Source organism: Nocardioides islandensis (assembly GCF_015352455.1).
Classification (GTDB): Bacteria; Actinomycetota; Actinomycetes; order Propionibacteriales; family Nocardioidaceae; genus Nocardioides; species Nocardioides islandensis.
The window spans coordinates 519,509-532,314 of record NZ_JADKPN010000001.1; the positions used below are offsets into that span (position 1 = coordinate 519,509).

Below are 12,806 nucleotides of genomic sequence, written 5' to 3' on the forward strand. Positions count from 1 at the left end.
GATGGCCGGGATCGTGGTCAACGGGGAGCACCGCCCGCTGGAGGGCGTGCCGCTGCACACCAACCTGCTGGACTTCGTGCGCGCGTGCGGGCTGACCGGTGCGAAGGAGGGCTGCGCCGAGGGCGAGTGCGGGGCGTGCGCGGTCATGGTCGCGCGGCCGGCGGCCGACGGGTCGGACGCGACGGAGTGGACGGCGATCAACTCCTGCCTGGTGCCGGCGGCGGCCTACGACGGGCAGGAGGTCGTCACCGCCGAGGGCCTGGGCAGCCCCGAGGACCTGCACCCCGTGCAGCACGAGATGGCAGTACGCGGCGGGTCGCAGTGCGGCTACTGCACGCCGGGCTTCGTCTGCAGCATGGCCGCGGAGTACTACCGCGAGGGCCGCGGCGAGGACGGGCACGGCTTCGACCTCCACGCACTGAGCGGCAACCTCTGCCGCTGCACCGGCTACCGCCCCATCAAGGACGCCGCCGACGCCCTCGGGTCCCCGGCCGCCGACGACGCGATCGCCGGCCGACGTACGGCGCTCCCGCCGGCCGCCGTACCCACCCGGCTGCACGACCCCGAGGCGATGTTCGTCCGGCCGCTCGACCTCACCCACGCGATCGAGCTCCTGGCCGAGCAGCCCGACGCGACCGTCGTCGCCGGCTCCACGGACTGGGGCGTCGAGGTGAACCTCAAGGGCTCGCGCGCCCGGATGGTGCTCGCCGTCGACCGCCTCGACGAGCTGCGCACCTGGACCGTCGGCGACGACGAGCTCCGCATCGGCGCCGCCCTCACGCTGTCCGAGGTCGAGCGCCGGTTGGAGGGGAGGCTGCCCCTGCTGGCCGGCCTGTTCCCGAACTTCGCCTCCCGGCTGATCCGCAACGGCGCCACGCTGGGCGGCAACCTCGGCACCGGCTCGCCCATCGGCGACGCCCCGCCCGTGCTGCTCGCGCTGGACGCGAGCGTCGTGCTCGCCTCCGGTGAGGGCGAGCGGACGGTGCCGTTGAGCGCGTACTTCACCGGCTACAGGGAGTCGGTCCGCAGGCCCGGTGAGCTGATCACGGAGGTCGTCGTCCCGTTGCCGGCTCCCACCACCACGGCGTTCCACAAGATCGCGAAACGGCCGTTCGACGACATCAGCAGCGTGGCCGTGGCCTTCGCGCTGGACATCGCCGAGGGCACGGTGACCCGGGCCCGCATCGGCTTGGGCGGCGTCGCCGCGACCCCGATCCGCGCCACCGCGACCGAGCAGGCCCTCGAAGGGCGGCCGTGGGACGACGAGACCGTCGAGCGGGCCGCTCAGGTGCTCGCCGCCGAGGGCACCCCGATCGACGACATGCGGGCCAGCGCGACGTACCGCCGCGCCATGCTCGGCAACGCCCTGCGCAAGCTGGCCGCGTCATGACGAGCCTGAGTCAGCGTCCCGCGAACGCCGTCGTCGGCGAGACGATGCCGCACGAGAGCGCGGCGCTGCACGTGACCGGGCACGCGCTCTACACCGACGACCTCGTGCTCCGCCACCACGGCGCCCTGCACGCCCACCCCGTGCAGGCGCCGCACGCCCACGCGCGCATCACCCGGCTCGACGAGAGCTTGGCCTACGACGTGCCCGGCGTCGTGCGCGTGCTCACCCAGCGCGACGTCCCGGGCACCAACGACGCCGGCATCAAGCACGACGAGCCGCTCTTCCCCGACGAGGTGATGTACCACGGGCACGCGGTGTGCTGGGTGCTCGGCGAGACCCTCGAGGCCGCGCGGCGAGGGGCGGCAGCGGTCGAGGTCGACTACGAGCCCCTGCCCGCCATCGTCACCGTGACCGACGCGATCGCGCAGGAGAGCTTCCAGGGCGCACGCCCGGTGATGGCCCGCGGCGACGTCGAGGCAGGGCTGGCGGACGCGACCCACGTCTTCGAGGGCGAGATCGAGTTCGCCGGGCAGGAGCACTTCTACCTGGAGACGCACTGCTCGCTGGCGACCGTCGACGAGAACGGCCAGGTGTTCGTCCAGTCGAGCACGCAGCACCCCACCGAGACGCAGGAGATCACCGCGCACGTGCTCGGCGTCCCGAGCAACCAGGTCACCGTGCAGTGCCTGCGGATGGGCGGCGGGTTCGGCGGCAAGGAGATGCAGCCGCACGGGCTGGCCGCGGTCGCCGCCCTCGGTGCCACGATCACCGGCCGACCGGTCCGCGTGCGGCTGACCCGCCAGCAGGACATGACGATGACCGGCAAGCGGCACGGCTTCCACGCGACGTGGCGGGCCGGCTTCGACGAGGACGGCTGCTTCGTCGCACTCGACGCCACGCTCACCTCCGACGGCGGCTGGAGCCTCGACCTCTCCGAGCCGGTGCTGTCGCGCGCGCTGTGCCACGTCGACAACGCCTACTGGATCCCGCACATCCGCGTGCACGGCCGCATCGCGAAGACCAACAAGACCTCGCAGACGGCCTTCCGCGGCTTCGGCGGTCCGCAGGGGATGCTCGTCACCGAGGACATCATCGGACGGGTCGCACCCCTGCTCGGCATCGCGCCGGAGGAGCTGCGCCGCCGCAACTTCTACGCCGACGGCCAGGCCACGCCGTACGGCCAGCCCGTCCGCCACCCCGAGCGCATGGTCGCCGCGTGGGACCAGGTCACCGAGACCAGCGAGCTCGTACGCCGCCGGGCCGAGGTGGCGGCGTACAACGTCGAGCACCCGCACACCAAGCGCGGCCTGGCGATCACGCCGGTGAAGTTCGGGATCTCCTTCAACTTCACGGCGTTCAACCAGGCCGGCGCGCTGGTGCACGTCTACAAGGACGGCTCGGTGCTGATCAACCACGGCGGCACCGAGATGGGCCAGGGCCTGCACACCAAGATGCTCCAGGTCGCCGCGACCGCCCTCGGGCTGCCGTTGAGCAGGGTGCGCCTCGCGCCGACGCGCACCGACAAGGTGCCGAACACCAGCGCCACCGCGGCCAGCGCCGGCGCCGACCTCAACGGCGGCGCGGTGAAGGACGCCTGCGAGCAGATCATGACCCGGCTGCAGCCGGTCCGCGCGGCCAACCCGGACCTGTCGTGGGAGGAGCTGGTCACCCTCGCCTACCACCAGCGCGTGCAGCTCTGGGCGGCCGGCTTCTACCGGACCGAGGGGCTGTCCTGGGACGTGAAGACGATGACGGGGACGCCGTTCAAGTACTTCGCCTACGGCGCGGCCGTCGCCGAGGTCGAGGTGGACGGGTTCACCGGCGCGACGACCACGCGACGCGTCGACATCGTGCACGACGTCGGCGACTCGCTCTCGCCACTGGTCGACCTCGGACAGATCGAGGGCGGGTTCGTGCAGGGCGCGGGCTGGCTGACCCTCGAGGACCTGCGCTGGGACCCGGACGACGGCCGGCTGACCACGCGAGCCGCCTCGACGTACAAGATCCCCTCCTTCTCCGAGATGCCGCCCGTCTTCAACGTCGCCCTGCTGGAGCGGGCGCACGAGGACGGCGCGGTGTACGGCTCCAAGGCGGTCGGCGAGCCGCCGCTGATGCTGGCGTTCTCGGTCCGCGAGGCGATCCGGGCGGCGTGCGCGGCGTTCGGGCCCGATCGCGTGAGCGTCGAGCTGGCGTCGCCCGCCACACCCGAGGCCGTCTACTGGGCGCTCGACCGGGCACGGCGCTCATGAGCACCTGGTGGCAGGCGGTCGCGGACCTCCGCGCGCGCCGCGAGGCCGGCGTCCTGGTCACCGTCACCGACGTCCGCGGCCACGCGCCCCGCGACGCCGGGGCCAAGATGGTCGTCACAGCCACGACGACGACCGGATCCATCGGGGGCGGCAACCTGGAGGCCGAGGCCGTACGCCGCGCGCGGGCGTTGCTGGGGACCGACGGCCCGAGACCGGAGACGTTCGAGAGCCATCTCTCCGACAAGGCGCCGCTGCAGCACGGCGTGCAGTGCTGCGGCGGCGAGGTGTCCGTCCTGCTCGAGCCGCTCCCCGTCGTCCCCAGCGTCGCCATCTTCGGCGTCGGCCACGTCGGGCTGGAGCTCGCGCGCATCCTGGCGCGTCACGACCTCGACCTGCACCTGGTCGACTCGCGGACCGAGCACCTCGACGCGGCCGCGATGGCTCCGCTCGCCGATGCCGTGGCGAACGTGCAGGTCCACCCCGTCCCCGTGCTCCCCGAGCTGGTGCTGGCCGAGCTGCCGCGCGGCACCCACGTCCTGGTCATGACGCACGACCACGCCGAGGACGTCGCCCTGTGCGACGCGGCCATCCGGCTCGACCACCTCGGGCCGATCGGGCTCATCGGGTCGAGCGCCAAGGGGGCGCGCTTCCGGGCGCAGCTGCTCGCCGACGGACACGACGAGAGTGCCGTCGCGCGGATCACCCTGCCGATCGGGATGCCGGGCGTGACGACGAGCAAGGAGCCCGCGTCCATCGCCGTCTCGGTCGCGGCCGCGCTGCTGGCGGCGTTCGAGCGCGAGGGCGCCCGCCAGGGTCGCCACGGGGCATGACCGTCTACCGCGGCACGTTCGTCGACACCCCGCTCAGCCCCTTCAAGGGCCACCACCTGCGCGCCGACCAGGACGCGGCAGTGCTGGTCCGCGACGGCGTCATCGCCGCCCGCGGCCCGGCCGACGACCTGCTGCGCGACCACCCCGCGGACGAGGTCGTCGACCTCACGGGCGGCCTGGTGCTGCCCGGGTTCGTGGACACCCACGTGCACTTCCCGCAGGTACGGGCGATCGGCGGGCTCGGCATGCCGCTGCTCGACTGGCTCGAGCGCTGCGCCCTGCCGGAGGAAGCGCGCCTGGCGGACACGACGTACGCCGCCGGGGTCGCGGCCGACTTCCTCGACGGGCTGGCGCGCGCGGGCACGACCACGGCGCTGGTGTTCGGCAGCCACTTCGCCGGCGCGGTCGACGCGCTGTTCGAGGAGGCCACCCGCGTCGGGCTGCGCATCACCAGCGGGCTGGTCCTCAGCGACCGGATCCTGCGCGCCGACCTGTTCACCGACCCCGACCGGGCGTACGCCGAGGGCGCCGAGCTCGCGAAGCGGTGGCACGGGGCGGGCAACCCAGCTGGCCGCACGAGGTACGCCGTCACCCCGCGCTTCTCCCTCTCCTGCACCGACCCGCTGCTCGAGTCGGCGGGCGCGTTGCTGCGCGACGTGCCCGACGCCTGGTTCACCTCCCACATCAACGAGAACCCCGAGGAGATCCGCGGCGTCCGCGACCTGTTCGGCTGCGACTACGCCACGACGTACGACAAGCACGACCTCCTCGGCCCGCGCTCGGTCCTCGCCCACGACGTGCACCCCACCCGGGGCGAGCTGCGGCTGATGTCGCAGCGGGGCGTGGCGGTCGCACACTGCCCCACCAGCAACGCCGCCCTGGGCAGCGGGCTGTTCTCGCTCGGGGCGCACCTGGCCTACGGCGTGCGCGTCGCCCTCGGCTCCGACGTCGGCGCGGGCACGGGCTTCTCGCTGTTCAAGGAGGGCCTGCAGGCGTACTTCTGCCAGCAGCTCCAGGGCCGCGACGGGCACCGTCTCACCGCCGGCCACCTGCTCCACCTGGCGACCGCCGCCGGCGCCGACGCGCTCGGCCTTGCCGACGTCATCGGTGACTTCGAGGTCGGCAAGGAGTACGACGCGCTCTGGCTGCGTCCCGAGCCCGGCACCACCCTCGACGTGGCGCTGCGGCACGCCGACTCCCCCGACGACGCGCTGGCCAAGGCGTTCGCGCTGGCGACCCCGGCCGACGTCCGCCAGACCTGGGTGGCCGGCTCCCCGATTCGTCAGCAGACGTCCCGCGGCGGCGACCCGGACGATCGCTGACGAATCGCGAGAGGTCAGCGCGACTCCAGGGCCTCCTTGGACTTGGCGATCGCGAAGCCCCAGCCCTGGGCGAGCGTCGGCTTGGGAGGTACGGAGACCTCGTCGGGGTTGGTGACGACGTCGAGCAGGGTCGGGGCGTCGGTGCCGAGGGCCCAGGCGACGGCCTCGTCCAGGGACGCGGGGTCGGTGACCCGGCGGGCCTGCAGGCCCATGGCGAGGGCGACCGCACAGAGGTCGGGGTTGTCGAGCTCGGTGCCGAACTCCGGCAGGCCGCCCTGCTCCTGCTCGAGCTTCACCATGCCCAGCCGGCCGTTGTCGAAGACCACGACGGTGAGCGGCAGCCGGTAGGTCACCGCGGTCCGCAGGTCGCCGAGCAGCATCATCAGGCCCCCGTCGCCGCTGAAGGAGATGACCTGCCGCGAGCGGTCCAGAGCCTGTGCGCCGAGGGCCTGGGGCAGGGCGTTGGCCATCGACCCCAGGTTGTAGGAGCCGACGAGCTGCCGCCGGTCGCTCATCGTCACGAACCGCGACAGCCACACCGTCGACATCCCCGTGTCGGTGGTGAACACCGCGTCCGGCGCCGCGTGCCGGTCGACGGTGGCCGCCACCGCCTCGGGCCGGATCCGGTCGTCGGGGTTGTCGAACACCGCGCGCACCTTGCCGATCAGCGTCGAGTCGTGGTGCGGGTCGAGCAGCGACTCCTGACGCGCGTGCCAGTCGTCGTACGCCGCCACGGCTTTGTCGAGATGCGCGCTGTCGGTCCGCGCGGTGAGCCGCGGGACCAGCGCACGAAGTGTCTCCCCGACGTCGCCGACCAGCGCGTGTGCGACCGACGTGCGCCGGCCGACGTGGGCCTGCCGGGCGTCGAGCTGGATGACGGTCTTCCCGGTCGGGTACCAGTCGCGGTACGGGAAGTCGGTGCCGAGCAGGAACAGCACGTCGCCGTCGTCCATCGCGCCGGCCGCCGCCGGGTTGCCGATCAGCCCGGACTGGCCGACCTGGAACCGGTTGTCGTGCTCGAGCCCCTCCTTGGCCTTCAGCGTCAGCACCATCGGCGCCTGCAGCGTCTCGGCCAGGGTGAGCACGCGGTCGCGCGCCTCGCGCGCGCCGCGGCCGACGAGCAGGGTGACCGACGACGCGCCGTTCAGCACCTCGGCGGCGGTCGCGAGCTGGTCCTCGGACGCCGAGGCCCAGCGGCCGGGCGGCGCGAAGGTCGCCGGCCGCGCATGCTTGGGCAGCTCCTGGTCGCCGAGGTCGCCCGGCAGCGTGAGCACCGCGACCCCCTGCTCGGCGTACGCCGCGTTGACGGCCTGCTCCAGCATCAGCGGCAGCTGGGCGGGCGAGGTGACGGTCCGGCAGTACACGGCCACGTCCGCGAACAGCCGGTCGTTGTCGACCTCCTGGAAGAAGTCGCTGCCCAGCTCCTCGCTCGGGACCTGTCCGCAGATCGCCAGCACCGGCGCGTGCGACTTCTTGGCGTCGTACAGGCCGTTGAGCAGGTGGATCGACCCTGGGCCGACGGTGCCCATGCAGACGCCGATCCGGCCGGTGAGCTGGGCCTGCGCGCTGACGGCGAAGGCGGCGGCCTCCTCGTGACGTACGCCGACCCACTCGACCCGATCCTCGGTGCGGATCGCCTCGGTCACCGGGTTGAGGGCGTCGCCGACGACGCCCCACACCTGGGTGACGCCGTGCTCGGCGAGGGCGGTCACGATCGAGCTGGCGACGGTCGGCATGTCAGGTCCTCCTGGAGGTCGGTCGGAAGGTGTCGGCCGAGGCGGCGGCCCAGTCGCCGGCCCAGGACTCGGGCGGGTCGGTGAGGAGCTCGCCGGGTTCGAGCCACTCGTACAGCTCGGCGTACGACCGGTTCTCGTGCGGCGAGATGTTCAGGCGCAGCTGGTGCGGACTGAGGTCGGCGGGGTCGCGCACCCCCATCGCGGCCATCAGCTTCACGGCCTCCGCGACCGTCGCCTCGTGGAACTGCTTGACCCGGACCGACTTGTCGCCGACGACGAGAGCCCGCTGGCGTCGTGCGCTCTGGGTCGTCACGCCGACCGGGCAGGTGTCGGTGTGGCAGCGCTGGGCCTGGATGCAGCCGACGGCGAACATCATGGCCCGGGCGGCGTTGGTGTAGTCCGCACCCTGGATCAGCCGCTTGACGATGTCGTTGCCGGCCGCGACCTTGCCGCTGGCGCCGACGCGCACCCGGTCACGCAGTCCCGCGCCCACGAGCGCGTTGTGGACCGTCATCAGGCCGAAGGTGAGCGGCATCCCGACGTGGTCCTCGAACTCCAGCGGCGCTGCTCCGGTGCCGCCCTCGGAGCCGTCGACGATGATGAAGTCCGGCGTGGTGCCGACCTCGAGCATCGCCTTGACCATCGCCAGCACGTCGACCCGCGAGCCGACGCACAGCTTGAACCCAGCCGGCTTGCCGCCCGACAGCTCGCGCATCCGCGCGACGAACTCGATCAGCTGCACGGGCGTCGTGAACACCCGGTGCGTGGACGGGCTGACGCACTTCTCGCCCTGCGGCACCTCGCGGATCTGCGCGATCTCCTGGCTCACCTTCGCGGCGGGCAGCACCCCGCCGATGCCCGGCTTGGCGCCCTGGCTGAGCTTCAGCGAGGTCATCTTCACGACGTCGTACGACGCCTTCTCCCGGAACTGGGCGGCGTCGAAGTCGCCGTCCTTCGTCCTGGTGGAGAAGTACCCGGTGCCGATCTCCCAGACCAGGTCGCCGCCGTGCTCGAGGTGGTACGGCGAGAGCCCGCCCTCCCCGGTGTCGTGCGCGAAGCCGCCCGTCGCGGCGCCCTGGTTGAGCGCCCGGATCGCGTTGGCCGACAGCGCGCCGAAGCTCATCGCGGAGACGTTGAGCAGCGACATGGAGTAGGGCCGCGTGCAGTCGGGTCCGCCGACCGTCACGCGGGGCGGCTGCTCGGGCTCGGGGACGGGGAGGCTGGAGTGGACGAGGTACTCGTAGCCCGGCTCGTTGACGTCGCGCTCGGTGCCGAACGCCTGCTCGCCGGCGATGCCCTTGGCCCGCTCGTAGACGATCGAGCGAATGTCGCGGTCGAAGGGCCGGCCGTCCCAGTTGCGCTCGACGAAGTACTGCTGGAGCTCGGGCCGGACGCCCTCCAGCAGGAAGCGCGCGTGCCCGATGACCGGGTAGTTGCGCAGGATCGAGTGCTTGCGCTGGAGCAGGTCGTGAGCGGCGACGACCGCGAGACCGGCGGCTCCTGCGAGGGCGGCGGAGACCGCCGAGGACAGGGAGGGCACGTCTGTCGACGCTAACCCTCCGCGGTCGCCGGTCCTTGCACCCGTCGGGGTGAGTGACCCACCCAAGGGTGTGTGGTGGGCGGGTGCGCGGCCCCGCCAGGATGCGGGGATGTCCTTGACGAGCACGGCGGACCAGCGGCGTACCACGCAACCCCGGAAGCGCGGGTGGGCGGCGACCGCGGGACTCGTCGTGCTGGCCTGGGTGCTGATCTGCGCGGTGCTCGTCGGCTGGGGCTGGCTGCTCACCCATTCCCTCGAGAAGTCGATCGACCCGACCGACAACGACATCGCGCGCTGGTTCGCCGACGAGCGCACCTCCGGGCTCGAACCGTACGCCGACGCCGGGACCTTCCTCGGCGAGACGATCGTCGGCGCCTCGGCGTTCACGGTCGTCGGGATCCTGGTCAGCCTGGTCCGGCGCACCTGGATCCCCATCCTGCTGGTCGCGATCCTCGAGGCGGGGCTCGGTGCCTACTACTTCGTGGCCACCCACCTCATCACCCGCGACCGGCCGCCGGTGAAGATCCTGGACGCCGGCCTCGACCCGAACGCCAGCTTCCCGTCCGGCCACACCGCCACCGCCCTGGTCTTCTGCGTCGGCACGCTGGTGCTGATCTGGACGTACTTCCGCTCCGCGCGCTGGTGGTTCGTCTGGCTGCTCCTGCTACCGGTCGCGACGGTGCTGGCGCGTCTGTACCAGGGCGCCCACCACCTCACCGACGTGCTGACCAGCGTCGTCTACGCCTCGGTGTGGCTCGCGGTCGTCGCGGCGCTGGTGCTGCCGAGGCGGGACCGGGTCTGAGGGTGCCGGAAACCGTGCGGATCGCCGCACCCCTGGGGGGCCGGGCCTGAGGGTGCCGGAAATCGTGCGATCGCGCGGTTATTGCAGGTCTCGGGCCGAGAAACCTGCCATTTCCGCGCGATCGCGCCGAAACGGGCACCCCAGCGGGCCACCGCCGTGAGGGTGCCGGAAATCGTGCGATCGCGCGGTTATTGCAAGTCTCGGGCCGAGAAACCTGCCATTCCCGCGCGATCGCGCCGAAACGGGCACCCCAGCGGGCCACCGCCGTGAGGGTGCCGGAAATCGTGCGATCGCGCGGTTATTGCAAGTCTCGGGCCGAGAAACCTGCCATTTCCGCGCGATCGCGCCGAAACCGGCACCCCAGCACAGCCACCCTCAGGACGCGTCCAGCACCTCGTGCAGCGTGACGCCGAACTCGACCGGCTTGCCGGCGTACGGGTTCTCGGGGCCGCCACCGACGAAGCCGCCGTGGTGGCTGGGGAACATCGCGACGTCGGCGCCGAGCTTGTCGGCCACGGCGCGAGCCGTGCGGGCGGTGATCGTGTCGCCGGTCTCCTCGCCGACGCCGAGCACGACGCGGGTACCGGACGAGCGGATGGCGTCGAGGTCGTACTCGTACCGCGTCACCGTGACGGCCCGCTCGGAGAGCAGCATGTCGTCGCGGTTGCCGTCGTCCTCGGTGGGCATCCCGAACATCGCCGGGTCGGCGGGCGGCTGGGCGAAGTAGGCGTCGGTGAACTCGCCCGGCCACATCGTCAGCGCGATGAACTGGGCCATGCCGGCGCCGAAGCCGCGGTCCTGGTAGGCCTCCCGGACACCGCGGAAGGCGCGGTCGGCCTCCTCGGCGTCGTTCGGGAGCGCCCAGGTCGAGGGCGGTTCGTGGGCGACGAGGGTGGCGACGTCGCGGGGGTGCAGCGAGACCCACGTGAGTCCGGCGACGGCACCGCCGCTCGAGCCGAACACGTCGACGCGACCCTGCCCGAGGTGGGCGGCGAGCGCGTGCAGGTCGGCCGCCTGGTTCTGCGGGGTCTGGTCGTGGCGACCGTCGCGGCGCACCGCGCTGCGACCCAGGCCGCGCGGGTCGTAGGTGACGACGGTGCGGTCCGGGAACTGAGCGGCCAGGTCGGTGAAGCCGTCGGCCTGCATCGGCTGGCCGATCATGAACAGCAGAGGCCGTCCGTCGGCGGTCGGGACGGGTCCGTGCACGTCGTAGACGAGGTCGACGTCGGGCAGGTGCAGGGTCTCGGTGGTGGTCGAGGTCATCGGGGTCTCCTTGGTCGAGGTCATGCTCACGCGACGTACGGTCGTCGCCGGCTTCGACATCGGCCCGCACGGAAAGTCATCGGTCACACGATGGACCGGTCGCGCCCCTCCCAGTAGGGCCTGCGCAGGTCGCGCTTGAGGATCTTGCCGGTCGGGTTTCGCGGCAGTGCGTCGAGGACGTCCACGGACGTCGGGCACTTGTACGCCGCCAGGTGCTCGCGGCAGTAGGCGATCAGCTCCTCCGGCGTCGCCGACGCGTCCGGCTGGAGGGACACCACCGCCTTGACGGTCTCGCCCCACTTCTCGTGCGGGACGCCGATGACCGCGACCTCCATGACGGCCGGGTGCTCGGCCAGCACCCGCTCGATCTCGGGCGAGTAGATGTTCTCGCCGCCGCTGATGATCATGTCCTTGATCCGGTCCTCGACGAACACGAACCCGTCCTCGTCGACCTTGCCCATGTCCCCGGTGCGGAACCAGCCGTCGGAGAGCACGACGGCCGCGGTCTCCGACGGCTTGCCGAGGAACCCCTTCATCAGCTGGGGAGTGCGCAGCCAGATCTCGCCGTGCTCGCCGACCGGCAGGTCCTCCAGCGTCGCCGGGTCGACGATGCGCAGCTCCATCCGGGGGATCGGCCGGCCGGCCGACACCAGCCGTTCGGGATGGTCCCCGGCCGCCGCCGCCCGGTGCTCCTCCGGCATCAGGTGGGTGGCCACGCCGCCGACCTCGGTCAGCCCGTAGACCTGGATGAAGTCGGTCCCGGGCCACGCGCTCATCGCCGCCCGCAGCAGGGGCAACGGCATCGGCGAGGCGCCGTAGGTGTAGGTGCCCAGCCTCCCGAACACCGCGATCGCCTGTTCACCCGACTGGAGCACCTGGGCGAGCACGGCCGGCACCAGGAACGTCCGGTTCGCCCCGGCCATGATCGCGCCGGCCAGCGAGGCCCCGTCCGGGTCACGGGTCATGATGCTGGTGACGCCGTCGTGGATCCCGAAGAGCACGTACGACGAGCCACCGACGTGGAAGAGCGGCATCGCGACCAGGTTGACGTCGCCCTCCTCGAACACCCAGCCGTCGTGGGCGTTCACGGTGTGGGCGAGCATGTTGGCCTGCGAGAGCATCACGCCCTTGGGGTGGCCGGTGGTGCCCGACGAGTACATGACGAGCACGGTGTCGTCGCTCGTCACGTCCGGCGGGCGGTCGATGGGTGTGGCAGCGGCCAGCAGCTGTTCGTACTGGTCGCCGGGCGCTCCGTCCGGCGTCACCTCCACCACCCGCTCCACCCGCGGCAGCCGGTCCCGCAGCTCGTCCACGAGCGGCATCAGCTCGCTGCCGACCAGCAGCATCCGCGACCCGGCGTCGTTGACGGCGTAGTCGACCTCGTCCCCGGCCAACCGGAAGTTCACGATCGCGTTGGCCGCGCCGACCATCGAGCAGGCGAACGTGAGCTCCACGCACGACGGGTGGTTCTTGTCGACGAACGAGACCACGTCGCCGCGCCCGATCCCCATGTCCTGCAGGGCTCCCGCCAACCGGCGCACGCGGTCCCACCACTGCGACCAGGTCCACGAGCGGTTCAGGTACGACACCGCGGTCTCGTCCGGCTTCACCTCCGCCCAGTGCTCGAGGCGGTCGGTCAGGAAGGCGGGCTGGCTGATCGGCTGGGCCATGCGC

Annotated in this window: 9 protein-coding genes; 5 read left to right on the forward strand and 4 right to left on the reverse strand. The window is 72.3% G+C overall.

Annotation, left to right across the window (positions count from 1 at the left end; genetic code table 11):
- The first annotated feature begins 1 nt into the window (after position 1).
- Genes ISU07_RS02515 through ISU07_RS02530 form a run of 4 tightly spaced genes read left to right on the forward strand, consistent with a single transcriptional unit; the run spans position 2 to position 5,791 of the window.
- The gene (locus tag ISU07_RS02515; RefSeq protein ID WP_194705159.1) at positions 2-1,390 is read left to right on the forward strand and encodes a xanthine dehydrogenase small subunit; all 1,389 of its coding nucleotides are present in this window, start codon (positions 2-4) and stop codon (positions 1,388-1,390) included.
- Complete coding sequence (xdhB, locus tag ISU07_RS02520) at positions 1,387-3,639, forward strand: xanthine dehydrogenase molybdopterin binding subunit (RefSeq protein WP_194705160.1); 2,253 nt, start codon at positions 1,387-1,389, stop codon at positions 3,637-3,639. Before ISU07_RS02515 ends, xdhB begins: the two co-directional genes overlap by 4 nt.
- Positions 3,636-4,469 (forward strand): xanthine dehydrogenase accessory protein XdhC, encoded by an 834-nt coding sequence (xdhC, locus tag ISU07_RS02525; RefSeq protein WP_194705161.1) that lies wholly within the window; start codon positions 3,636-3,638, stop codon positions 4,467-4,469. The genes xdhB and xdhC overlap by 4 nt, the downstream gene beginning before the upstream one ends.
- Positions 4,466-5,791 carry a guanine deaminase gene (locus ISU07_RS02530; protein WP_194705162.1) on the forward strand — a complete coding sequence of 442 codons (1,326 nt, stop codon included), beginning with the start codon at positions 4,466-4,468 and terminating at the stop codon, positions 5,789-5,791. Before xdhC ends, ISU07_RS02530 begins: the two co-directional genes overlap by 4 nt.
- A 14-nt stretch (positions 5,792-5,805) precedes the next feature.
- On the opposite strand, the gene ISU07_RS02535 is transcribed toward ISU07_RS02530, so the two are convergent.
- A complete protein-coding gene (locus tag ISU07_RS02535) occupies positions 5,806-7,527 on the reverse strand; it encodes a thiamine pyrophosphate-dependent enzyme (protein WP_194705163.1) in 1,722 nt (573 codons plus the stop codon).
- 1 nt (position 7,528) lies between these two features.
- On the reverse strand, positions 7,529-9,067 hold the full coding sequence (locus ISU07_RS02540; RefSeq protein ID WP_323742381.1) for an FMN-binding glutamate synthase family protein: 1,539 nt from the start codon (positions 9,065-9,067) through the stop codon (positions 7,529-7,531).
- Between the two features lie 109 nt (positions 9,068-9,176).
- On the opposite strand from ISU07_RS02540, the gene ISU07_RS02545 reads away from it, so the two are divergent.
- Positions 9,177-9,869, forward strand: coding sequence for a phosphatase PAP2 family protein (locus tag ISU07_RS02545; RefSeq protein ID WP_228521087.1), 693 nt, complete (start codon positions 9,177-9,179; stop codon positions 9,867-9,869).
- 375 nt (positions 9,870-10,244) lie between these two features.
- Here ISU07_RS02545 and ISU07_RS02550 read toward each other — a convergent pair whose 3' ends face one another.
- Both ISU07_RS02550 and ISU07_RS02555 read right to left on the reverse strand, forming a co-directional pair.
- Positions 10,245-11,156 (reverse strand): alpha/beta fold hydrolase, encoded by a 912-nt coding sequence (locus ISU07_RS02550; RefSeq protein WP_228521236.1) that lies wholly within the window; start codon positions 11,154-11,156, stop codon positions 10,245-10,247.
- Between the two features lie 59 nt (positions 11,157-11,215).
- Positions 11,216-12,802, reverse strand: coding sequence for a long-chain-fatty-acid--CoA ligase (locus ISU07_RS02555; protein WP_194705166.1), 1,587 nt, complete (start codon positions 12,800-12,802; stop codon positions 11,216-11,218).
- Between the last annotated feature and the right edge of the window lie 4 nt (positions 12,803-12,806).

Excerpts from the sequence above, each read along its gene's own strand:
- ISU07_RS02515 (WP_194705159.1), top strand. The coding sequence starts at position 2 with ATGGCCGGGATCGTGGTCAACGGGGAGCACCGCCCGCTGGAGGGCGTG.
- xdhB (WP_194705160.1), top strand. The coding sequence starts at position 1,387 with ATGACGAGCCTGAGTCAGCGTCCCGCGAACGCCGTCGTCGGCGAGACG.
- xdhC (WP_194705161.1), top strand. The coding sequence starts at position 3,636 with ATGAGCACCTGGTGGCAGGCGGTCGCGGACCTCCGCGCGCGCCGCGAG.
- ISU07_RS02530 (WP_194705162.1), top strand. The coding sequence starts at position 4,466 with ATGACCGTCTACCGCGGCACGTTCGTCGACACCCCGCTCAGCCCCTTC.
- ISU07_RS02535 (WP_194705163.1), bottom strand. The coding sequence starts at position 7,527 with ATGCCGACCGTCGCCAGCTCGATCGTGACCGCCCTCGCCGAGCACGGC.
- ISU07_RS02545 (WP_228521087.1), top strand. The coding sequence starts at position 9,177 with ATGTCCTTGACGAGCACGGCGGACCAGCGGCGTACCACGCAACCCCGG.
- ISU07_RS02550 (WP_228521236.1), bottom strand. The coding sequence starts at position 11,156 with ATGACCTCGACCAAGGAGACCCCGATGACCTCGACCACCACCGAGACC.
- ISU07_RS02555 (WP_194705166.1), bottom strand. The coding sequence starts at position 12,802 with ATGGCCCAGCCGATCAGCCAGCCCGCCTTCCTGACCGACCGCCTCGAG.